Below are 22,583 nucleotides of genomic sequence, written 5' to 3'. Positions count from 1 at the left end.
GCGGGCGGGCACGGACGCGCGTAGGGTACTCCCTTCGGGACGTCCCGGTTGACCCCATGCATCCCGTGCGCGTTGACCGCACCCGGTCGGCCCCGTATGCTGCAAGTTGCGCCGCGGGCCTGCGTGAACTCAGACGGAGCAGGTCGCGCTCACCTTTGTCGATCCCACGCCATCCTCTTGCATGGTCGCGGGCGTCGGGGGCGAAACCGGGTCCACAAGCGTGTTTGAAAACGACTTCTGTCCGTACCCGGAGCCCTTACCCACATGACGAGCAGCACCGAGGCCACGCCCAGCACCACCCCGCAGGTGGCGGTCAACGACATCGGCTCCGAGGAAGACTTCCTCGCAGCGATCGATGAGACGATCAAGTACTTCAACGACGGCGACATCGTGGATGGCGTGATCGTCAAGGTCGACCGGGACGAGGTCCTGCTCGACATCGGTTACAAGACCGAAGGCGTCATCCCGTCCCGCGAGCTTTCCATCAAGCACGACGTGGACCCCCACGAGGTTGTCACTGTCGGTGACCACATCGAGGCCTTGGTTCTCCAGAAGGAGGACAAGGAAGGCCGCCTGATCCTCTCGAAGAAGCGGGCTCAGTACGAGCGCGCTTGGGGCACCATCGAGAAGATCAAGGAAGAAGACGGCATCGTCACCGGTACCGTCATCGAGGTCGTCAAGGGTGGTCTCATCCTGGACATCGGCCTCCGCGGCTTCCTCCCGGCCTCGCTGGTCGAGATGCGTCGTGTGCGTGACCTCCAGCCGTACGTGGGCAAGGAGCTCGAAGCCAAGATCATCGAGCTGGACAAGAACCGCAACAACGTGGTCCTGTCCCGCCGTGCCTGGCTCGAGCAGACCCAGTCCGAGGTGCGTCAGACCTTCCTCACGACCCTGCAGAAGGGTCAGGTCCGCACGGGCGTCGTGTCCTCGATCGTCAACTTCGGTGCGTTCGTGGACCTCGGCGGCGTCGACGGTCTCGTGCACGTCTCCGAGCTGTCCTGGAAGCACATCGACCACCCGTCCGAGGTTGTCGAGGTCGGCCAGGAAGTCACCGTCGAGGTCCTCGACGTGGACATGGACCGCGAGCGCGTCTCCCTGTCGCTGAAGGCGACCCAGGAAGACCCGTGGCAGCAGTTCGCCCGGACGCACCAGATCGGTCAGGTCGTTCCCGGCAAGGTCACCAAGCTCGTTCCGTTCGGTGCGTTCGTCCGCGTGGACGAGGGCATCGAGGGCCTGGTGCACATCTCCGAGCTGGCCGAGCGCCACGTGGAGATCCCGGAGCAGGTCGTCCAGGTCGGCGACGAGATCTTCGTCAAGGTCATCGACATCGACCTCGAGCGTCGCCGCATCAGCCTCTCGCTGAAGCAGGCCAACGAGGCGTTCGGCGCGGACCCGGCCACGGCCGAGTTCGACCCGACCCTCTACGGCATGGCCGCGACGTACGACGACTCGGGCAACTACATCTACCCCGAGGGCTTCGACCCGGAGACCAACGACTGGCTCGAGGGCTTCGACAAGCAGCGCGAGGAGTGGGAGAAGCAGTACGCCGACGCCCAGGCGCGCTTCGAGTCGCACCAGCAGCAGGTCGTCAAGGCTCGCGAGGCCGAGGCGGAGGCCGTGGCCGGCGAAGCCGCGGGCGCGTACTCCTCGGGCGGTGACGACGAGGTCGAGGCCGACACCACCGGTGGCGCCCTGGCCTCCGACGAGGCGCTCGCCGCGCTCCGCGAGAAGCTGGCCGGCGGCCAGAGCTGACCTCGGTCGGCCCCGCCGAAGCAGTGCTCGATGTGATCCGCCGGTAGCGATACCGGTGGATGGAAGGCCCCACCTCCCTTCGGGGAGGTGGGGCCTTTCGGCTTTCCCGGTGCGAGAGTGCGAACGGGACTAGGGTCTGTCTTCGATCCCGCGTCGTGGTGCTCGGCGGGGGATCGAAGACGGGCCCCGGGGGTCGGGGGCGGTTGCACGGCAGCCTGGGGAGGGTGCGGGGGTGTACCTCTCGTCGGGTCGTCCGGAAGCGGCGAGCGAGGCGGTTTCCGCGCGGCCCGTGTCGGGAGCCGGTGCGGTGGTCACCGGCAACGTGATCGCGCTCGGCATGGTCAGCCTGGTCACCGACGTCTCCTCGGAGATGGTCACCGCGGTGATGCCGGTCTACCTGGTCACCGGCCTCGGCCTGACCATGCTGCAATTCGGCTTCCTGGACGGCCTGTACTCCGGCGTCACGGTCTTCCTGCGGCTGGTCGGCGGGCACCTCGCCGACCGGTTCGCCGCGCGCAAGCAGGTGGCCGTGGCCGGCTACGGGATGTCCGCGGTCGCCAAGCTCGGACTGCCGCTGGTCGGTGCCTCGGTGCCGGGCATCGGCGCGGTGCTCGCGGCCGACCGGGCGGGCAAGGGGCTGCGCACCGCGCCCCGGGACGCGCTCATCTCACTCTCCAGCAGCCCGCAGGCGCAGGGGCGTGCGTTCGGCGTGCACCGTGCGCTGGACACCGTCGGCGCGTTCACCGGGCCGCTCGTGGCGTTCGCCATCCTGGCCGCGGTGGGCACCGCCTACGACGCGGTGTTCGTGGTGAGCTTCTGCGTCGGCCTGGTCGGTGTCGCGATGCTGGTGCTGTTCGTGCGCGACCACCGCGACCCGATCGAGCAGCGGCCCGGATGGCGGGACGGGCTGCGGCTGTTGCGGGATCGGCCCTATCGCCGGTTGTGCGCCGTCGCGGCCGTGCTCGGCCTGGTCACGGTCAGCGACGCCTTCGTCTACCTGCTGCTCCAGCACCGACTGGAGATCGAGCCGCACTGGTTCCCGCTGCTTCCCCTGGGCACCGCCGGGGTCTACCTGGTGCTCGCGCTGCCGCTGGGCAGGCTCGCCGACCGGGTGGGCCGGCGGCGGGTGTTCCTGGCCGGGCACGGCGTGTTGCTCGCGGCGTACCTGCTGCTGGGCGGTCCGCTCGGCGGGGTCGGGTTGCTGATCTCGGTGCTCGCGCTGCACGGGGTGTTCTACGCGGCCACCGACGGCGTGCTCTCGGCGGCGGTGGGCGCGCGGTTGCCGGCGTCGGGCCGGGCGGGCGGGCTGGCGGTCGTGCAGACCGGGCAGGCCGCGGGGCGGTTCGCGTCCTCGATGATCTTCGGCGCGCTGTGGACCGGGTGGGGGCCGGCCGGCGCGATCCGGGTCCTGGCCGTCGCACTCGCGGTGGCCCTGCTCGGCTCCGCGGTCGCCCTCGCGGGCGGCCGGACGCGCGCGGCGGGCCGGGTCGAGGAGGTGCCCGATGTCCGTTGACGCACCGGTGAAACCGGCCCTGACCAGGGGGCGGATCCTGATCTTCGGGCTGGTTCTGATCCTGCTCGCGGGGATCGCGATCGGATACACGGTGTACGCGGTCAAGCGCGAGGACGACCGGCTGCACGGCGGCTCCGGCACCGCGCCGGGCGGGCCGCCGCTGACCCTGGTCGGGGCGCCGCGGCTGCTGTTCCGCAGCACCGAGTCGGGCCCGGGGTACGGCCGGCTGGCCACCGTCGCGGCCGGCGATCCCGGTGGGCCGCGCACGGTGGGCGAGCGCTCCTGCGATCGGGTCTACGCGGCCGGCGGCACCGCGGTCTGCCTGGCCACCGAGGGCGGGATCACCAGGACCAATGTGGCGCTGGTCCTGGACGCGAACCTGCGCCAGGTGCGCCGGGTCGAACTGGCGGGTACGCCCAACCGGGCGCGCGTGTCGGCCTCGGGTCGGATGGCCTCGTGGACGGTGTTCGTCTACGGCGACTCGTACGCCTCGATGACGTTCTCCACCCGGACCTCGATCCTGGACACGCACACCGGTGCCATGGCGGCGAACCTGGAGGACTTCACCACCACCCGGGACGGCAAGGAACTCAAGTCGCCCGATCGCAACTTCTGGGGCGTCACGTTCACCGCCGACGACAACACGTTCTACGCCACGCTGTCCACCAACACCTCCGGCCGCACCTACCTGGTCCGCGGCGACCTGCGGGCCCGCACCATGACGGTGCTGCGGGAGAACGTCGAGTGCCCCTCGTTGTCCCCGGACGGCACCCGCCTGGTGTTCAAGAAGAAGGTCTCGCAGAGCACCCGCAACCCGTGGCGCCTGCACGTGCTCGACCTGGCGACGATGCGCGAGACACCGCTCGCGGAGACCCGCAGCGTGGACGACCAGGCGGTCTGGCTGGACGAGCGCACGGTCGGCTACGCGCTGGCGACCGGGGCGGGCGCGGCCACCGACGTGTGGTCGGTGCCGGCCGACGGGGGCGGCGCGCCGGCGCGCATCGTGGTGGGCGGGTTCTCCCCGGCGCCGCTGCGCTGACCGTCCCCGTGTGCGTGCCGCGCCCGGTCCCAGGACGCGCTTGTGCATCGGCCCGGCATCGCGCAGGCTGCGGGTCTGCCACAGTTCCGTCACGAAAGGCCGCCCGGCGCACGGGCGCGGCCACCCGTTTGACAACGTCTGACCAGGAACGAAGAGGTATCGCGCGAGCGTGGTCAGCTCGCGCCGGGGGCGGTGGTCGCCGCGCCGGCTCGGCGAAGGGCCCATGCTCGGTTCGCGTACCCTGACTCATTGGTGCCATGCGCCGGGCTCGTATGGAAGTGGCCCGTGTGGCGGTCGGGACGACCGCCGAAGCACGCAGGCCCCCGGACTTCGGGGCAGGGCGCCCATTCGACGTGCAGCAGGAATGAGGATATCGATGGCCTTTGGTGGGGCGTTCGCCACCGGGCAGGTAGTCAAGACGGTCGGCGCGTCCGACGTCGCCCTGTACCGCGGAGTACGCGGACGCACCGGTCATCCGGTCGTCCAGCGCACGAGCAAGGCGCTGTCGTTCGCCGGCGAGCACGCGGGTGTCTGGCTTGCGGCCGGCCTGGTCGGCGCGGCCGTGGACCGCGATCGTCGACACGAGTGGCTGCGGGCCACCGCCACGGTCGCCGGCGCGCACGCGGCCAGCATGGTGGTCAAGCGCGTCGTGCGCCGTCCTCGGCCTGCCATACCGGGCCTGGAGCCGACGGTGCGCACCGCGGGCCGACACAGCTTCCCGTCCTCGCACTCGGTGTCCTCCGCCGCCGCCGCCGTGGCGTTCCACGGCCTGTTGCCCACCGCGGTCACGGGTACGGCCGCCGCTGCGACGTGTTTCTCGCGGCTCGTCGTGGGCGTCCACTATCCGTCCGACGTGGCCGCCGGCGCGACCATGGGTCTCGCCGCCGGCGGCTTGGGTCGAGCCTGGGCCCGTCGCGCACAGCGTCCGAAAGGGTTCTGAGTCTTGAGTACATCCGAAATCGAATCGCCGCTCGATGCGCGGGAGGCCGCGGTCGTCACCGCGACCGCGTCCGCGGTCGAGGCACCGACGCGGCCTCCGCGCGGTGGACTCGCGGGTGGCCTGCTGAAGTTGGCCCGGCCCAAGCAGTGGGTCAAGAACGTGCTCGTGTTCGCCGCGCCGCTCGCGGCCGGGCGGTTGGACGAGGGCTACGTCCTCGGCCACACCGCGATCATGTTCATGCTGTTCTGCCTGGCGGCTTCGGCGATCTACTACGTCAACGACGCGTTCGACGTCGAGGCCGACCGCGAGCACCCCACCAAGCGCAACCGCCCGATCGCCTCCGGCGTGGTGCCGGTCAAGCTGGCGTGGGTGCTGGGGCCGATCCTGGGCATCGCCGCGGTCGTACTCGGCGTGTTGCTCTGCAACCCCGGGACCGCGCTCGTGCTGGGCCTGTACGTGGTGCTCAACGTCGCGTACTGCTTCTCGTTCAAGCACGTGGTCGTGCTCGACCTGGCCATGGTCGCCTCGGGCTTCCTGTTCCGGGCGATGGCCGGCGGTACCGCGTCCGAACTGCCGCTGTCGCGCTGGTTCCTGCTGACGGCGGGCTTCGGGTCGTTGTTCATGGTCGCGGGCAAGCGCTACTCGGAGATGGTCCTGATGGGCGAGGAGGCGGCCAAGACGCGCGCCTCGCTGGCCAATTACTCGATCACCTACCTGCGCTTCGTATGGCAGATGGCGGTCTCGGTGACGCTGCTCACCTACTCCCTGTGGGCATTCCAGATCCCCGAGGGCGATTCCACGCTGGCCTGGCACCAGTTGTCGCTGATCCCGTTCGGATTCGCGTTCCTGCGCTACGCCGTCTACGTCGACGCCGGAACCGCGGGATCCCCCGAGGACGTTCTTCTCAGGGACAAGGTCCTCGTCGGCCTTGGCTTCGCCTGGCTTCTCACCTTTGTTCTGGGAGTTTTCCATGTCTGACGGCCCGTCGGCCGACGCACGCCCCACCGCTCGGCGGGTAAGCCTGAACGGTTGGGGACGCACCGCCCCCTCCTTCGCCGACGTCGTGCGCCCCACCACCCGCGACCAGGTCGCGACCGCCCTGGGGCAGCGCACCTCGCGCGGGGTGATCGCCCGCGGCCTGGGCCGCTCGTACGGCGACCCCGCACAGAACGCAGGCGGTACCGTCCTGGACATGACCGGCCTCGACCGCATCCTCGCGGTGGACCTGGAGCGCGGCCTGGTCACCTGCGAGGCCGGGGTGAGTCTGGACCGGCTGATCGAACTGTTCGTGCCGTTCGGCTTCTTCGTGCCGGTCACCCCGGGCACCCGGCAGGTCACCGTGGGCGGCGCGATCGGCGCGGACGTGCACGGGAAGAACCACCACGCGGACGGCAGCTTCTGCAACCACGTGTCGTCCATCGACATGTTGATGGCCGACGGCACCGAGCGCACGATCACCCCCGAGGGCGACCCGGAGCTGTTCTGGGCCACCGCCGGCGGCATGGGCCTGACCGGCCTGATCCTGTCCGCGACCATCCGGATGACGCCCATCGAGACCTCGCTCGCGTCGGTGGACACCGACCGGACGAAGAACCTCGACGAGGCCATGGCGCTGATGGCCGAGACGGACGAGAAGTACACCTACACCGTCGCGTGGCTGGACTGCCTGGCCAAGGGCCCCAACCTCGGCCGCTGCGTGCTCACCTGCGGCGAGTTCGCCGCGCTCGACGACCTGCCCGCGAAGAAGCGCCGGGACCCGCTGCGATTTCGCACCGGCTCGCTGCTGACCGTCCCGGACCTGGTGCCGGGTCGGCTGCCGAACAAGCTCACCATGGGCCTGTTCAACGAGCTGTGGTACCGCAAGGCGCCCAAGCACAAGGTCGGCCAACTGCAGTCGATCACCGGGTTCTTCCACCCGCTGGACCTGGTCCAGGAATGGAACCGGGTCTACGGGCGGACCGGCTTCCTCCAGTACCAGTTCGTGGTGCCGTTCGGGCGCGAGGACGGGCTGGTCAAGGCGGTCGAGACGATCAGTGCGCACGGCGCGCCCTCCTCGCTCACGGTGCTCAAGCGCTTCGGACCCGGCAACGAGGGGTTCCTGTCCTTCCCCAAGCCGGGGTGGACGCTGACCCTCGACTTCCCGACCAACACGCCCGGCCTGGCCCGGTTGCTCAAGCAGCTCGACGAGATCGTGCTGACCAACGAGGGCCGGTTCTACCTCGCCAAGGACTCGCGGATGGACCCGGCCGACCTGGCCCGGATGTACCCGCGCCTGGAGCGGTTCCGCGAGGTGCGGGCCAAGGTCGACCCGGACGGGATCTTCGTCTCCGATCAGGCCCGCCGACTCGGGCTCTGACCCACCCCCCTTTCGTCTTCTCGTGAACCACTTGTGAAGGACACACCGTGAAAGACGCCCTGGGCGCACCGCAGTCCCTGCTCGTTCTCGGCGGCACCTCCGAGATCGCGCTGACCACGGCTCGCGCGATGGTGGCCGAGCGGGTTCGGCGGGTCGTGCTCGCCGGCCGCCCCTCCGCCGCGCTGGACACGGCCGCCGAACAGCTGCGCGGCCTCGGTGCGACGGTCGAGGTGGTCGGCTTCGACGCGGCCGAGACCGACGACCACGAGAAGACCGTCGACGAGGTCTTCGCCGCCGGTGACATCGATGTCGTGCTGCTCGCCTTCGGCGTGCTGGGCGACCAGGACGCGGACGAGAAGTCCCCGGCCGCCGCCGCGCGCGTCGCGCAGGTCAACTACGTGGGCGGCGTCTCGGCCGGGCTGGCCGCGGCCAACGCGCTGTCCCGGCAGGGCCACGGCGCGCTCGCGGTGATCTCGTCGGTGGCCGGCGAGCGGGCCCGCAAGTCGAACTTCATCTACGGATCCACCAAGGCCGGCCTGGACGCGTTCGCCCAGGGCCTGGGCGACAAGCTGCACGGCACCGGCGTGCACGTGATGGTCGTGCGGCCGGGCTTCGTGCGGACCAAGATGACCGAGGGCCTGCCGGAGGCGCCGCTGGCCACCACGCCGGAGGCGGTCGCCGAGGCGATCGTCAAGGGCCTGCGCCGCAAGTCGTCCGTGGTCTGGGTCCCGGGCCAGTTCCGCTTCGTGATGTCCGCGCTGCGGCACGTGCCGCGGCCGATCTTCCGCAAGCTGAACATCTGACCCGCGTCCTTGTCTGCGACCCGCGCTTCGTCGCGGCCGAGCCCGTCCCGGTGTGTCCGGGGCGGGCTCCCGTGTGTGCGGGAGGCGTCCCCTTCTACCCTGGGGTCGCCTGGCCTACCGTGGCCCGGTTCTGGTCCACCCGAAGACGTACGAGGGGCGCGGCATGGGCAGCAGGGGCAACGTCGGGCTCACCGGTGGCATCGGCGCGGGCAAGAGCGAGGTGGCGCGGCGGCTCGCCGAGCTGGGCGCGGTGGTGATCGACTCGGACCGGATCGCCCGCGAGGTGGTGGCCCCGGACACGCCCGGGCTGGCGGCGGTGGTGGCGGAATTCGGCGAATCGGTGCTGCTGCCGGACGGCTCGCTGGACCGCCCGGGCCTGGGCCGGATCGTCTTCGGTTCGCCGGAGCGGTTGGCCGCGCTCAACGCGATCGTGCACCCCCTGGTCGGGGCCCGGGCCGCGGAGCTGACGGCGGCGGCCGGCGACGACGCGGTGCTGGTCAACGACGTGCCGCTGCTGGCCGAGAACGATCTGGCGAAGCTGTACGACCTGGTCGTGGTCGTGGACGCCTCCCCGGAGACCCAGCTCGACCGGCTGGTCCGCCTGCGGGGCATGCCGGAGGCCGACGCGCTCGCCCGCATGGGTGCGCAGGCCACTCGGGCCGAGCGGTTGGCGATCGCGGATGTGGTGATCGACAACGACGGGCCGCTTTCGGCATTGGAGCCGCAGGTGCTGGCGCTGTGGGAGCGGTTGACGGGTGACTGAGGGCGCGGCCGCGTCTCGGTCGGCCTTGGTTGGTGTGCCCACCCGCTCCACCCGTTGCGTTCGGTGCGGAGGCCGCGGGTTTTCCGGCGGGGGCGCGGCGCGATCGGGCCCCGCGGCCTGCGACGTGGCTGCACTCGACGGCCGCCGGCACCCTACGGGTCTCCACCGACACACGGCGTCCACGTCGTTTGTCGGTGGAGACCCGTAACGTGTATCCAGTGCGACCCATTACCGATCTCGAACGCAAAGTGGCGCCCTTCGAGGTCGTCAGTCCCTATCGGCCGTCCGGTGACCAGCCGCAGGCGATCGATCTTCTCGAACAGCGCGTCAATGCGGGCGACAAGAATGTGGTGTTGCTCGGTGCGACCGGCACCGGGAAGTCGGCGACGACCGCGTGGATGATCGAGCGGCTCCAGCGGCCGACCCTCGTCATGGCGCCCAACAAGACCCTCGCGGCCCAGCTCGCCAACGAGTTTCGTGAGCTGCTGCCCAACAACGCCGTCGAGTACTTCGTCTCGTACTACGACTACTACCAGCCCGAGGCGTACGTCCCGACCACGGACACCTACATCGAGAAGGACTCCTCGATCAACGAGGAGGTCGAGCGGCTGCGGCACTCGACCACCAACTCGCTGCTGACCCGCCGCGACGTGGTCGTGGTCGCCTCCGTGTCCTGCATCTACGGCCTCGGCACCCCGCAGGAGTACGTCGACCGGATGGTCCGGCTGCGAGTCGGCGAGGAGATCGAGCGCGACGCGCTGCTGCGCCGCTTCGTCGGCAACCAGTACACCCGCAACGACGTCGCGTTCACCCGCGGCACCTTCCGGGTGCGCGGCGACACGATCGAGATCTTCCCGGTGTACGAAGAGCTGGCCGTGCGGATCGAGATGTTCGGCGACGAGATCGAGTCGCTGATGACGCTGCACCCGCTCACCGGCGAGGTGGTCAGCGAGGACGACGAGCTCTACGTCTTCCCCGCCACCCACTACGTGGCCGGCCCCGAGCGCATGGAGCGGGCGGTCGCCGGGATCGAGCGGGAGCTGGAGGAGACGCTCGCCCGGATGGACAAGCAGGGCAAGGTGCTGGAGTCCCAGCGGCTGCGGATGCGGACCACGTACGACATCGAGATGCTCCGCCAGATCGGCACCTGCTCCGGCATCGAGAACTACTCGCGGCACATGGACGGCCGCGAGGCCGGCACCGCGCCGAACACACTCCTCGACTACTTCCCCGAGGACTTCCTGCTGGTACTGGACGAGTCGCACGTGACCGTGCCGCAGATCGGCGCGATGTACGAGGGCGACGCGTCGCGCAAGCGCACGCTGGTCGAGCACGGCTTCCGGCTGCCGTCCGCGATGGACAACCGCCCGCTCAAGTGGGAGGAGTTCCTGGAGCGGGTCGGCCAGACGGTGTATCTGTCCGCGACCCCCGGCAAGTACGAGCTGGCCAAGGCGGATGCGGTGGTCGAGCAGATCATCCGGCCGACCGGCCTGATCGACCCCGAGGTCGTGGTCAAGCCGACCGAGGGCCAGATCGACGACCTGCTGCACGAGATCCGCACCCGGGCCGAGAAGGACGAGCGGGTCCTGGTCACCACGCTCACCAAGAAGATGTCCGAGGACCTCACGGACTACTTCCTGGAGCAGGGTGTGCGGGTGCGCTACCTGCACAGCGACATCGACACGCTGCGCCGGGTCGAGTTGCTGCGCGAGCTGCGGCTGGGCGAGTACGACGTGCTGGTCGGCATCAACCTGCTGCGCGAGGGCCTGGACCTGCCCGAGGTCTCGCTCGTGTCCATCCTGGACGCGGACAAGGAGGGCTTCCTGCGCTCGGGCACGTCGCTGATCCAGACCATCGGCCGTGCGGCGCGCAACGTGTCCGGCCAGGTGCACATGTACGCGGACAAGATCACCCCGTCGATGGCCAAGGCGATCGACGAGACCAACCGTCGCCGGGCCAAGCAGATCGCGTACAACACCGAGCGCGGCATCGACCCGCAGCCGCTGCGCAAGAAGATCGTGGACATCCTGGACTCGATCTCGCGCGAGGACGCGGACACCGCCGATCTGCTGGCCGGCAACAAGGGTCGGCAGAAGGCGCCGGTGCCCTCGTTGGGCAAGAAGGCGGCGACGGACAATCTGCCCGCGGCCGATCTCGCGGACATGATCCGGGTGATGACCGAGCAGATGCACGCCGCGGCCTCCGAACTGCAATTCGAACTGGCCGCGCGGTTGCGCGACGAGGTCGGGGAGCTGAAGAAGGAGCTGCGCGGGATGAAGGCCGCGGGCATCGCGTAGCACGATGTCCGGGACGGATCACGGACATGAGGGAACGGCCTGCGAAGTCCGTACGTCTTGACCGGTAGGTTCGTGATCCTGAATGTCACCGAGGGGGCTCGCCGGGACACCGGCGACTCCCGAGGACTACTCTGCGGCCAGTGTGGGCCCGCCCCGACCACGGGGCGGCGTTCGCGAGCCGCGTGACCAAATCTGTGAGGGGAGACGTCGCCAGTGGCCGTCAACATGTCCAAGGGCCAGAGGATTTCACTCGACAAGCCGGGTGGTGGCGAGCTGACCATGGTCCGGATGGGCCTGGGATGGGACGCCATCAAGCGCCGCGGCCTGTTCGGCAGCCGGGAGAAGGAGGTCGACCTCGACGCGTCGTGTGTGCTCTTCGCCGAGAACCAGCCGGTCGACGTCTGCTACTTCGGCCAGCTCACCAGCAAGGACGGGTCCGTTCGCCACACCGGCGACAACCTGACCGGGCACGGTGACGGCGACGACGAGTCGATCCTCGTGGACCTGTCCCGCGTGCCGGTGCACGTGGACCAGATCATCTTCACGGTCAGCTCGTTCCAGGGGCAGACCTTCCAGGAGATCGAGAACGCGTTCTGCCGGATCGTGGACGAGACCACGAACACCGAGCTGGCGCGCTACACGCTCTCCGGCGGTGGCAACTACACCGGCCAGATCATGGCCAAGCTCTACCGGCACGGCACCGCCTGGAAGATGGCCGCGATCGGCGAGCCCGCGCACGGTCAGACCCTGCGCGACCTGCTCCCGGCTCTGATGGCGCACCTGTAGGACGCACAACCAAACATGGTGAGCGGGCCGGGACGGGCGGAGTACGCCTCCCGGCCCGCTCGCGCGGGGTCCGTCCCGGCGGGGCGGGGAGGGGACGAACGCACGTGAGCACCGAACTGGTACGGGGTCAGAACCTGGCGCTGCCCGACACCCGGGTGGAGGTCGAGATCGCGGCACAATGCCCGGTCGAGCTGGTGGTGACCCTGGTGGGCGCCGACGATCGGGTCCGCGGCGACGACGATGTGATCCAGCGCGGCGGTGTCGACACCGTCGGGGTGACCATTCGGCAGGCCGGTGCGACCTTCGAGCTGGACAGGCTGCCCGCCGAGATCGAGCGGGTGCTGGTCGGCGCCTCGCTGGAGGGCGGCGGCGTGGACCGGTTCGGCGTGGTCGCGGCGCCGGTGGTCACCGTGCGGGCCGGCGGCGAGGACCTGGCCACGTTCCGCATCACCGATCTGGGCAACGAGCGCGCGCTGCACACCGTCGAGCTGTATCGACGCCAGGGCGCGTGGAAGGTGCGCGCCGTCGGGCAGGGCTACGAGGCCGGCCTGGAGGCGCTGCTCAAGGACGTCGGCGTGCAGAACCGGGCGCGAGTGGTGGACCGGGCGCGCACCGCGCTCGGCGGACCCGCCGCCGCGCCGTTCAGCGCCGCGAACGCGCCCACCGAACCGCGCGAGCCGGGCACCCCGCCGCGGGTGGACCAGAGCGGCGGCATGGCGTGGGCCGCGGCTCCGCCGGACGTCGAGCGCGAGGCCGCGCAGCGGGCCGCGCGGCGCGAGGTGGAGAAGCTGTACGAACAGGTCTGGGGCGTGTTCGAGGACGCGGCGCGATCGGCCGCCGCCTACCGATCGGCGATCGAGTACGCCGACGGGCGGTTGGACAAGGAGCTGGAAGGCGTCCTGAACGACCCCGCCGCGCGCTTCTCGCCCGCGGGGCTCGCCGCGCAGGACACCGCGCGTGACCGGCACCGGGCGCTGGCCGAGCAGGCCAAGGCCGTACTCGACCGGGACACCACGCAGTTGGTCGGCGAGGTCGAGCAGCTGGAGCCGAACCTGCCGCCGGTGATGGCGCGTTGGGACAGCACGTCGTGGGCCGGTTGGCAGGCTCCCGAGGACGGGGCGCCGGCGATTCGGCTCGGCGACCTGCATCTGCCGGAGCGACCGGAGCTGCGTGTGCCGATGGTGTTGCGGCTGCCGATGGATCGCGGGTTGTGGATCGACACCGGTGCGACCGGCCTGGAGGGCGAGCGGGGCAACGGCGCGGAGCGGGCCGACGAGCTCGCGGTGTCGCTGACCGCGCGGATGTTCGCGGCGTTCCCGGTGGGCGAGTTCAAGGTGCACGTGATCGACCCGGCGGGCAAGGGCACGGCTGCCGCGCCGTTGCAGCCGCTGGCGTCGTCCGGGCTGCTGGTGGGGCCGGTGGCCACCGATGCGGCCGACGTGTCCGTGCTGCTCGGGCGGATCCTGGACCGGATCGAGCTGGTGCGGATGGCGGTGGCCAACGACGCGGTGGACTCGCTGCCGAGCGATCTGGATCTGGCCCGACAGTTGTTGCTCGTGCACGACTTCCCGTTCGGCTTCGACGATCGCAGTGCGGCGCAGTTGCGGCACATCGTCGAGGAGGGGCCCAGGGTCGGGGTGCACGTGATCGTGGTGGGTTCGCGGGGTGACGCCGAGTCGTTCGGGCCGCTGCTGGATCCGTTGTGGCGCTCGTTGTTGCGGCTCACCGCGATTCCGGAGGACCACATCATGGACCCGTGGATCGGGCTGCCCTGGGTGTACACGGCGGACCTGCCCTCGGGCGGCGCGGAGGCCACACGGCAGTTGTTGTCCTGGGTCGCCGGCACGAACGGGCGCTAGGCCGGGTCCGGCGGATCCTGGTGGGGCCGCGCCGCCTGGCATCCGCCCTTCGCGGGCTCCTCGCTGCGCTCGTCTCGCCGCACCGGAGAAACAGCCGAATGGAACCACCATGCGGCTGCTTCGCCGGCACGCCGAGCCACGGCACCGGACGACGCGACCTCATCCACCAGGATCCACCGGACACGGCCCAGGCGCGCGAGGTTCGGCCTTCGGCCGGGTGGCCTCGAACGCCGGCCGGGCTGAAGTGGGTTGGCTCGGCGGGGTGATGGCGCCGGGGTCGGGTGGGGCGTCGGCGTCCGGCCCGGTGGCCTCGAACCGCGGCCGGGCCGAGGTGGGTCGGCTCGGCCGGGTGGTGACGCCGGGGTTCGGTGCAGCGTTGGTCTTCGGCCGGGTGACGTCATGTGCCGGCCGGGCTGGGGCGGGGATTCGCTCGAAGCGGGCAGTTCGTGGCAATGCGGGGAAAGCGGCGGGGCGGGGGTCATAGACTCTCGCCCCGTCGGTCGTGACCGAGGCGGCCGGGGGAGAGGGACGTCGCCTTGTTCGCCTATGCCGATCCCGTGCGCATGCTCGGGGTGCCCGCCGAGGTCGCTCGGACCGAATTCGCGGTCGTGGACCTGGAGACCACGGGATTCTCGCCGGCCCGCGGGGATCGGATCGTGGAGGTCGGCGTGGTGCGCATCCGCGGCACCGGCGAGGTGCTGCGCGAATGGACCACGCTGCTGGATCCGGGCCGCTCGGTGGGCGCGAGCCACGTGCATCGGATCACCGCCGCCGACGTGCTGGGCGCGCCCCGATTCGCGCAGATCGCCGTCGAGTTGGCCGGGCTGCTCGCGGGCGCCGTGGTGGTCGCCCACAACGCGTCCTTCGAGCAGCGTTTCCTGGAGGCCGAGTTCGTCGCGGCCGGCCTGGCGCCGCCGACGTTGCCCGCGCTGTGCACGATGAAGCTGGCGAAGGCGTCCGGGCTGCCGCTGGCCGATCACAAGCTCGGGACGTGTTGTGCGCACTTCGGGCTGACCTTCCCCGACGCGCACGCGGCGCTGGCCGATGCCCGGGTGACCGCGCGCCTGCTGCCGCTGCTGCTGGCCGGCCTGGGGACCCGCAGTCTCGGGCTGCCGGTGCCGCCCGCCCGGGCCCCGGAGCGGGCCGCCGCGCCCGTGCTCAAGCCGCGCCGGGGGTTCGCCCCGGCGCGCTGACGGGTATCCGGGTGCTCCGAGCGAGCGGATCCGCACAGGTCTTCCGATGACCTGTCACCAGGGTTTGGTAAAGGATCGCTTGGTGTTTCCTTTACCTTCTGGCATCCTGGAGGCAATCGGAGGGGTACATCCCCCCTCCGGCGTTGACGCGACCCCCCACGTCTGCCGGAGGCGCAGTGGACGTTTCACCCGTTGCCTGGATCCTGACCATCGTCGTGCTGTTGGCGCTCGTGGCAGTCGATCTGTTCCTCAATCGCAAACCACACGAGGTCACCCTCAAGGAGGCGTCCCTCTGGGGCATCTTCTGGGTCGGTCTCGCCGTCCTGTTCGGAATCGGCCTGTGGGTCTTCTCCGGGTCGGCACCCGCCGGCGAGTTCTTCGCCGGCTTCATCACCGAGAAGTCGCTGAGCGTCGACAACCTGTTCGTGTTCGTACTGATCATGGGCAAGTTCGCGGTCCCGCCGCAGTACCAGCAGCGGGTGCTGCTGGTCGGCGTGCTGCTCGCGCTGGTGCTGCGCGGCATCTTCATCGCCGCGGGCGCCGCGGTCGTGGCCGCGTTCTCGTGGGTCTTCTTCATCTTCGGCGCGTTCCTGATCTGGACCGCGTGGAAGCTGATCAAGGAGGCCCGGTCGGACGAGGAGGAGGAGTTCGAGGAGAACGCCCTCCTGCGCAAGGTCGAGAAGGTGCTGCCGACCACCGACGGCTACCGCGACATGAAGCTCGTGGTGAAGGAGAACGGCAAGCGTTTCGTCACCCCGATGCTGATCGTGATGATCGCCGTCGGCACCACCGACGTGCTGTTCGCGCTGGACTCCATCCCGGCGATCTTCGGCCTCACCAAGGAGCCGTACATCGTCTTCACCGCGAACGCGTTCGCGTTGATGGGGCTGCGCCAGCTGTACTTCCTGATCGGCGGGCTGCTCAAGAAGCTCGTCTACCTGTCGTACGGCCTGTCGGTGATCCTCGGCTTCATCGGCGTCAAGCTGATCTTCGAGGCGCTGCACGGTCAGGGTGTGCACGTGCCGGAGATCGGCATCCCGCTCTCGCTCGGCGTGATCGTGGTGACCCTCGCGGTGACCACGGTGCTGAGCCTGCGCAAGACGAAGAAGGACGAGATCGCGGCGGCCGAGGAGGCCGCCGAGGCGGACCGGGACGCGAGCGTCTAACCCGGAAACGGTACGGCCGGCGGCCCCTGGGCGAGGAGCACCTCGTGCGGGGGCCGCTGTGTCGTGGTGGGCCGCAGTCGCACGCCGACGCTGCCGCACAGGCAGCGGGTGTAGACGATTTCGCCCTGGGATGTGGAGTGGCGGGACAGTACGGTCATCCGCGGATCCTCGATCCGGCCGCAGGCATCGCACCGGGAAGCCATCGCGTTGCCCCCAAATTGGCTAGGGTAATGAGTGTTCTGGTGTAGCTCCTTACATACCTCGCAGCCTAGGTAAGGGTTCAATGGAAGTCAACGGTTACCGTAGTGACGGCGTCGGCGCTGCCGTGGCGATGGTCAACGCGTGGACGGGCGCGGACGGCTCGGCGCCGGACCTGGAGTCCGCGCGGGATGTGCTGCGAGCGTTCTCGTTCCTGGTCGAGGACCTGGACCAGGAGGCGCTCGAACCCCTGCTGGAGTGGGCCGGCGAGTTGCGCGCGTTCTTCGTGATCACCGACCTGGAGGAGGCCGTCGAGCACGTCAACGGCCTGCTGGCGCGGGTCGAGGTGCGGCCGCGGCTGGTGGATCACGGCTACGGGCTGCACCTGCACCACGCGCCCTCGGGGGTGCCGTTCGTGCAGCGCATGCGGATCAACACGGCGATGGGGCTGGCCAACCTGGTGGCCGACTACGGCGTGGGCCGATCCGGTGTGTGCGCGGCGGCCGGTTGCGACCGGGCGTTCGCGGACACCTCCCGCAACGGCCGCAAACGCTACTGCTCGGACGCGTGCGCCAACCGTGCCAACGTGGCCGCGCACCGGGCCCGCCGCAGGGCCGCCGCGCCGAGCGCCGGTCGGCCCTGAGCGGGCCGGACCGACACTCGGCGCGCTCGGATCACCAGCGGCGTTCGCGCCACTCGGCCAGGGCGGGGCGCTCGGCGCCCAGGGTCGTGTCGTTGCCGTGGCCCGGGTAGACCCAGGTCTCGTCCGGGAGCAGGTCGAAGAGCTTGTGTTCGACGTCGTCGATCAGCCGATCGAAGGCGGCCGGGTCGCCGAAGGTGTTGCCCACCCCGCCGGGGAACAGGCAGTCGCCGGTGAACAGGTGCGGGTGGCCCTTGGGGTCGTCGTACAGCAGCGCGATGCTGCCCTCGGTGTGACCCACCAGGTGGATGGCCCGCAGTTCGATGGCGCCGAAGGCGATCGTGTCGCCGTCGTCCACGAGGACGTCGGTGGGCACCGGGATGGCCTCGGCGTCGGCGCGTCCGGCCAGGGTGGTCGCGCCGGTGTGCGCGACCACCTCGGCGAGCGCCTGCCAGTGGTCCTGGTGCCGATGGGTGGTGACCACCTTCGCGAGGCCGCCGTCGCCCACCAGGGTGATCAGCGTGCCCGCGTCGTTGGCCGCGTCGATCAGCAACTGTTGATCGGTGGCCCGACAGCGGAGCAGGTAGGCGTCGTTGTCGTAGGGCCCGACCGCCACCTTGCTGATCATCAGATTGGCCAGCTCGCGCACGGCCGGGGCGCCGCCGACCTTCACGGATCCGTGATACGTCATACGAGCCATCCTCCCCGTCCGCGACCCCTCCCGGCTACCGACCGGCGCCGGCGGCGGCCGCGTCCGCCCGCTACATCCACGCGGGCAGCGGTGGCAGGCGACCGAACGGCTCGACGATCAGGCCGTCGCCGTTGGTGCGGCCGATCAGCCACGCGAGCAGCGACTGACGGCGACCGGAGACGACCGCGGCGGGGGCCACGCCCTCCGGGCCGATCAACAACTCGCGGTGGGTGATGTCGTCGCGCAGCAGCAGCGGCGGGCAGTCCGGCCGGCCGCGGAAGGAGGCGGCGACCTCGTTCAGCTCGCGCTCGGTGTACTCGGTCGGCCAGTGCGCCGGCGTCCAGCCCGCGTCCAGGTCGACGTGGTGGATGTACAACTCGCGCAGTCGTTTGCCGGGCAGCGTCGTGGCGGCGATCTCGCCCGCGTTGCGCGCGGTGACCTTGGCGCCCCACGCGGTCGGCGTCATCGCGGTGAACGCCCGGGCGAACCGGCCGGACGCGTCGTACAGGTCGGTGAGCTGCTCCGGGAGCGGCCGACCGGCACCCTCCTCGATGGCCCGGTCGCGGGCGTCCCCCGGCGGGTACATCGGGGTCGGGATTCCGGTGCGGGCCCAGTTCAGCAGGTTGGTCAGGGCGTCCGCGTTGCGCGCGAGGTGGGTCAGTACATGGCCCCTGCTCCACCCGGGCAGCAACGACGGACCGGCCAGGTGCTCGGGCGTCAGCCGTTCCGCGGTCGCCAATACCTGCGCGGTCGCGTCGTTGATCTCCGCGAGCAGTGCGGCGGGGTCGAACCCGTCCGTGGTCACGCATACCTCCCCCGGATCGCCCCCGCCGCCGATTCGTGGGACGAGACGGGTCCCGGTGCGGCGAGGTCTTGGGGTTTCACCTTAGTGGCGCGCGCGGGCCGGAGCGCCGGGGCCGAAGCTTCACACGATCGAGTGAAGAAGGACCCGGAGAAGTTTTGTTCGAATGAATGTGCGATAGCCTGGCGGCTCAAAGGGGAACAAAAACCTGCCGTGGGCTGCTTACGATGGCGCGGGGCACGGATCCGACCGGCATCGTCCCGGCCGGCACTGCCTCGATCCGCACTGTCGACGCGTACCGATCAGCTCGACATCATTCAGCCGCAGCGGCATGTCGTCGAAGGGTTTCGATTCTCAAGTGGCCGACCGTCTCATCGTCCGTGGCGCGCGCGAGCACAACCTCAAGGACGTCTCCCTCGACCTACCGCGCGACGCGCTCATCGTCTTCACCGGCCTGTCCGGCTCCGGCAAGTCCTCGCTCGCGTTCGACACGATCTTCGCGGAGGGACAGCGCCGCTACGTCGAGTCGCTGTCGTCCTACGCGCGCCAGTTCCTCGGGCAGATGGACAAGCCCGACGTCGACTTCATCGAGGGCCTGTCGCCCGCGGTCTCGATCGACCAGAAGTCGACGAACCGCAACCCGCGCTCCACGGTCGGCACGATCACCGAGGTCTACGACTACCTGCGCCTGCTCTACGCCCGGATCGGCCACCCGCACTGCCCGCAGTGCGCCCGCCCGATCGCCCGGCAGAGCCCGCAGCAGGTGGTCGACCGGGTGCTGGAGCTGGAGGAGGGCACCCGCTTCCAGGTGCTCTCGCCGATCGTGCGCGAGCGCAAGGGCGAGTTCGTCGACCTGTTCGCCGAACTCCAGTCCAAGGGCTACAGCCGGGCCCGGGTGGACGGCGCGGTGATCCAGCTGACCGACCCGCCCAAGCTCAAGAAGCAGGAGAAGCACACCATCGAGGTGGTCATCGACCGCCTGACCGTCAAGGCCTCGGCCAAGCGCCGACTGACCGACTCGGTGGAGACCGCGCTCTCGCTCGGCTCCGGCATGGTGATCCTGGACTTCGTCGACCTGCCCGAGGACGACGCCAACCGCGAGCGGATGTTCTCCGAGCACCTCTACTGCCCCTACGACGACCTGTCGTTCGAGGAGCTGGAACCGCGCTCGTTCTCCTTCAACTCGCCGTTCGGCGCGTGCCCCGACTGCACCGGCATCGGCACCCGGATGGAGGTCGACCCGGAGCTGGTCGTGCCCGACGGGCAGAAGTCGCTGGACGAGGGCGCACTCGCGCCGTGGTCGAGCGGACACGCCTCGGAGTACTTCGGCCGGCTGGTCTCCGCGCTCGCGGACGAGATGGGCTTCCGTACCGACATCGCCTGGGACGGCCTGCCGCAGCGGGCCAGGAAGGCGCTGCTGAACGGCCACAAGACGCAGATCCACGTCAAGTACCGGAACCGCTACGGGCGCGAGCGCTCGTACTACACGTCCTTCGAGGGCGCGCTGCCGTACATCGTGCGCCGGCACTCCGAGGCCGAGACCGACACCAGTCGCGAGCGCTTCGAGGGCTACATGCGCGAGGTGCCGTGTCCCACGTGCCACGGCGCCCGGCTCAAGCCGATCGTGCTCGCGGTGACCATCGCGGACAAGTCGATCGCCGACGTCGCGTCGATGTCGATCAGCGACTGCGCCGAGTTCCTCGGCCGGATCAAGCTGGTGGCGCGGGAGAAGAAGATCGCCGAGCGGGTGCTCAAGGAGGTCAACGAGCGGCTGAAGTTCCTGGTCGACGTCGGCCTGGACTACCTCTCGCTCAGCCGCGCCGCGGGCACCCTGTCCGGCGGCGAGGCGCAGCGCATCCGGCTGGCCACCCAGATCGGCTCCGGCCTGGTCGGCGTGCTGTACGTGCTCGACGAGCCGTCCATCGGCCTGCACCAGCGGGACAACCACCGGCTGATCGAGACCCTGGTCCGCCTGCGGGACATGGGCAACACGCTGATCGTGGTCGAGCACGACGAGGACACCATCCGGATCGCCGACTGGGTCGTGGACATCGGTCCCGGCGCGGGCGAGCACGGCGGCGAGGTGGTGCACTCGGGCAGCTACAAGGAGCTGCTCAAGAACAAGCGCTCGGCGACCGGCGACTACCTCTCCGGCCGCAAGTCGATCCCCACGCCGACCGAGCGGCGGGTGCCGGACAAAAAGCGTCGCCTGGTCGTGCACGGCGCCCGGGAGAACAACCTCCGGGACGTCGGCGTGGCGTTCCCGCTGGGCGTGTTCACCGCGGTCACCGGCGTGTCCGGCTCGGGCAAGTCGACCCTGGTCAACGACATCCTGTACACGCACCTGGCCCGTGAACTCAACGGCGCGCGCCTGGTGCCCGGTCGGCACACCCGGATCACCGGGACCGAGCTGGTGGACAAGGTCGTGCACGTGGACCAGGGTCCGATCGGGCGCACCCCGCGCTCGAACCCGGCCACCTACACCGGCGTGTTCGACCACGTGCGCAAGCTGTTCGCGGAGACCACCGAGGCCAAGGTGCGCGGCTACCTGCCGGGCCGGTTCTCCTTCAACGTCAAGGGCGGCCGCTGCGAGAACTGCTCGGGCGACGGCACCATCAAGATCGAGATGAACTTCCTGCCGGACGTCTACGTGCCGTGCGAGGTCTGCCACGGTGCGCGGTACAACCGGGAGACCCTGGAAGTGCACTTCAAGGGCAAGAACATCTCCGAGGTGCTCGACATGCCGATCGAGGAGGGCCTGGCCTTCTTCGAGGCGGTCCCCGCGATCGCCCGGCACCTGCGCACGCTCAACGACGTCGGCTTGGGCTACGTGCGGCTCGGCCAGCCCGCGACCACGCTCTCCGGCGGCGAGGCGCAGCGCGTCAAGCTCGCCTCCGAGCTGCAGCGCCGCTCCACCGGCAAGACGGTCTACGTGCTCGACGAGCCGACCACGGGTCTGCACTTCGAGGACATCCGCCGGCTGCTCGGCGTGCTGACCAGCCTGGTCGACAAGGGCAACACGGTGATCGTGATCGAGCACAACCTCGACGTGATCAAGACCGCCGACTGGGTCGTCGACCTGGGCCCCGAGGGCGGCAGCGGCGGCGGTCTGGTCGTCGCCGAGGGCACTCCCGAGGAGGTCGCCGAGGTGGCCGGCAGCCACACCGGCAAGTTCCTCCAGAGCGTGCTGTACGACCGACGGTGACGTGAGCGCAGTCCGGGCCGGGTGCGAGGATTGACCGGCCGCACGGTGGCGTGGCCGGTCCGGGCCACGCCACCGGTGTCACCGTTCACGAGGAGATCCCGCATGACCCCGCAGCAGCAGCCCCGGCCCGAGACCGCGCGCGAAGGCGTCGCCGAGCACGGACCGGACCGGCGCACCCTGCTGCGCGGGGCCGCGGTGGTCGGCGCGGTCGGCGCCGCCGGACTCGGCCTGAGCGCGTGCACCACGGAGAACCAGCCCGCGTCGCCGCACGAGAAGAAGCTGCTCGACGGACCGGTCACGGTGGGTCGCTCCGAGGATGTGAAGGTCGGCAAGGGCAAGGTCTACACCGACACCTCGATCGTGGTGACCCAGCCCGCCAAGGACGATTACAAGGCGTTCGACGCCCGTTGTCCGCACCAGGGGTGTCTGGTCACCAAGGTCGACCAGGGTGTCATCCAGTGCCAGTGCCACGGCAGTCAGTTCTCGATGAACGACGGCTCCGTCGTACGCCGACCCGCGAAGCGCGGCCTGACGCCGCTGCCGGTCACGGTCGCGAACGGCGAGATCGTCGTGGGTTGAC

Annotated in this window: 19 protein-coding genes; 16 read left to right on the top strand and 3 right to left on the bottom strand. The window is 70.2% G+C overall.

Features of this window, described 5'->3' with window-relative positions; genetic code table 11:
• Positions 1-264: 264 nt before the first annotated feature.
• The 13 genes from rpsA to ACFZBU_RS07580 all read left to right on the top strand — a co-directional run bounded on the left by rpsA (position 265) and on the right by ACFZBU_RS07580 (position 16,467).
• Complete coding sequence (gene rpsA / locus ACFZBU_RS07640) at positions 265-1,752, top strand: 30S ribosomal protein S1 (RefSeq protein ID WP_391582573.1); 1,488 nt, start codon at positions 265-267, stop codon at positions 1,750-1,752.
• Positions 1,753-1,984: 232 nt separating this feature from the next.
• Positions 1,985-3,265, top strand: a complete 1,281-nt coding sequence (locus ACFZBU_RS07635; protein WP_391582572.1) for an MFS transporter — start codon at positions 1,985-1,987, stop codon at positions 3,263-3,265.
• Positions 3,255-4,304, top strand: coding sequence for a hypothetical protein (locus ACFZBU_RS07630; RefSeq protein ID WP_391582571.1), 1,050 nt, complete (start codon positions 3,255-3,257; stop codon positions 4,302-4,304). Before ACFZBU_RS07635 ends, ACFZBU_RS07630 begins: the two co-directional genes overlap by 11 nt.
• Positions 4,305-4,680: 376 nt before the next feature.
• On the top strand, positions 4,681-5,244 hold the full coding sequence (locus ACFZBU_RS07625; protein WP_391582570.1) for a phosphatase PAP2 family protein: 564 nt from the start codon (positions 4,681-4,683) through the stop codon (positions 5,242-5,244).
• 3 nt (positions 5,245-5,247) lie between these two features.
• Positions 5,248-6,222 carry a decaprenyl-phosphate phosphoribosyltransferase gene (locus ACFZBU_RS07620; protein WP_391582569.1) on the top strand — a complete coding sequence of 325 codons (975 nt, stop codon included), beginning with the start codon at positions 5,248-5,250 and terminating at the stop codon, positions 6,220-6,222.
• Complete coding sequence (locus tag ACFZBU_RS07615) at positions 6,215-7,600, top strand: FAD-binding protein (protein ID WP_391582568.1); 1,386 nt, start codon at positions 6,215-6,217, stop codon at positions 7,598-7,600. Before ACFZBU_RS07620 ends, ACFZBU_RS07615 begins: the two co-directional genes overlap by 8 nt.
• A 47-nt stretch (positions 7,601-7,647) precedes the next feature.
• Positions 7,648-8,403: a decaprenylphospho-beta-D-erythro-pentofuranosid-2-ulose 2-reductase gene (locus ACFZBU_RS07610; RefSeq protein ID WP_391582567.1), complete on the top strand. Its 756-nt coding sequence runs from the start codon at positions 7,648-7,650 to the stop codon at positions 8,401-8,403.
• 163 nt (positions 8,404-8,566) lie between these two features.
• Entirely contained in the window at positions 8,567-9,166 is a 600-nt protein-coding gene (gene coaE / locus ACFZBU_RS07605) for a dephospho-CoA kinase (RefSeq protein ID WP_391582566.1), read from the top strand.
• Positions 9,167-9,384: 218 nt separating this feature from the next.
• The gene (gene uvrB, locus ACFZBU_RS07600; RefSeq protein ID WP_391582565.1) at positions 9,385-11,463 is read left to right on the top strand and encodes an excinuclease ABC subunit UvrB; all 2,079 of its coding nucleotides are present in this window, start codon (positions 9,385-9,387) and stop codon (positions 11,461-11,463) included.
• Positions 11,464-11,676: 213 nt separating this feature from the next.
• Positions 11,677-12,249 (top strand): TerD family protein, encoded by a 573-nt coding sequence (locus tag ACFZBU_RS07595; RefSeq protein WP_391582564.1) that lies wholly within the window; start codon positions 11,677-11,679, stop codon positions 12,247-12,249.
• Between the two features lie 104 nt (positions 12,250-12,353).
• Entirely contained in the window at positions 12,354-14,108 is a 1,755-nt protein-coding gene (locus ACFZBU_RS07590) for a TerD family protein (protein WP_391582563.1), read from the top strand.
• 536 nt (positions 14,109-14,644) lie between these two features.
• A complete protein-coding gene (locus ACFZBU_RS07585; RefSeq protein ID WP_391582562.1) occupies positions 14,645-15,301 on the top strand; it encodes an exonuclease domain-containing protein in 657 nt (218 codons plus the stop codon).
• Between the two features lie 176 nt (positions 15,302-15,477).
• Positions 15,478-16,467: a TerC family protein gene (locus ACFZBU_RS07580; RefSeq protein ID WP_391582561.1), complete on the top strand. Its 990-nt coding sequence runs from the start codon at positions 15,478-15,480 to the stop codon at positions 16,465-16,467.
• Here ACFZBU_RS07580 and ACFZBU_RS07575 read toward each other — a convergent pair.
• On the bottom strand, positions 16,464-16,625 hold the full coding sequence (locus ACFZBU_RS07575) for a hypothetical protein (protein WP_391582560.1): 162 nt from the start codon (positions 16,623-16,625) through the stop codon (positions 16,464-16,466). The two genes, ACFZBU_RS07580 and ACFZBU_RS07575, sit on opposite strands and share 4 nt — an antisense overlap.
• Positions 16,626-16,750: 125 nt before the next feature.
• Between ACFZBU_RS07575 and ACFZBU_RS07570 the strand changes: the two genes are divergently transcribed.
• A complete protein-coding gene (locus ACFZBU_RS07570; RefSeq protein WP_391582559.1) occupies positions 16,751-17,308 on the top strand; it encodes a CGNR zinc finger domain-containing protein in 558 nt (185 codons plus the stop codon).
• Positions 17,309-17,339: 31 nt separating this feature from the next.
• Here the strand turns inward: ACFZBU_RS07570 and ACFZBU_RS07565 are convergent, their stop codons facing one another.
• Both ACFZBU_RS07565 and ACFZBU_RS07560 read right to left on the bottom strand, forming a co-directional pair.
• Positions 17,340-17,996, bottom strand: a complete 657-nt coding sequence (locus ACFZBU_RS07565) for an MBL fold metallo-hydrolase (RefSeq protein WP_391582558.1) — start codon at positions 17,994-17,996, stop codon at positions 17,340-17,342.
• 70 nt (positions 17,997-18,066) lie between these two features.
• Positions 18,067-18,801: a maleylpyruvate isomerase family mycothiol-dependent enzyme gene (locus ACFZBU_RS07560; RefSeq protein ID WP_391582557.1), complete on the bottom strand. Its 735-nt coding sequence runs from the start codon at positions 18,799-18,801 to the stop codon at positions 18,067-18,069.
• A 355-nt stretch (positions 18,802-19,156) separates the two neighbouring features.
• Between ACFZBU_RS07560 and uvrA the strand changes: the two genes are divergently transcribed.
• Together uvrA and ACFZBU_RS07550 are read left to right on the top strand one after the other, a co-directional pair.
• The gene (gene uvrA / locus ACFZBU_RS07555; RefSeq protein WP_391582556.1) at positions 19,157-22,003 is read left to right on the top strand and encodes an excinuclease ABC subunit UvrA; all 2,847 of its coding nucleotides are present in this window, start codon (positions 19,157-19,159) and stop codon (positions 22,001-22,003) included.
• Between the two features lie 102 nt (positions 22,004-22,105).
• On the top strand, positions 22,106-22,582 hold the full coding sequence (locus tag ACFZBU_RS07550; RefSeq protein WP_391582555.1) for a Rieske (2Fe-2S) protein: 477 nt from the start codon (positions 22,106-22,108) through the stop codon (positions 22,580-22,582).
• Position 22,583 lies beyond the last annotated feature (1 nt).

This window comes from Embleya sp. NPDC008237, assembly GCF_042956465.1.
Taxonomy (GTDB): domain Bacteria; phylum Actinomycetota; class Actinomycetes; order Streptomycetales; family Streptomycetaceae; genus Embleya.
Note: the sequence above shows the minus strand (reverse complement) of the source record. Positions and strands in the feature narration are given on the sequence as shown.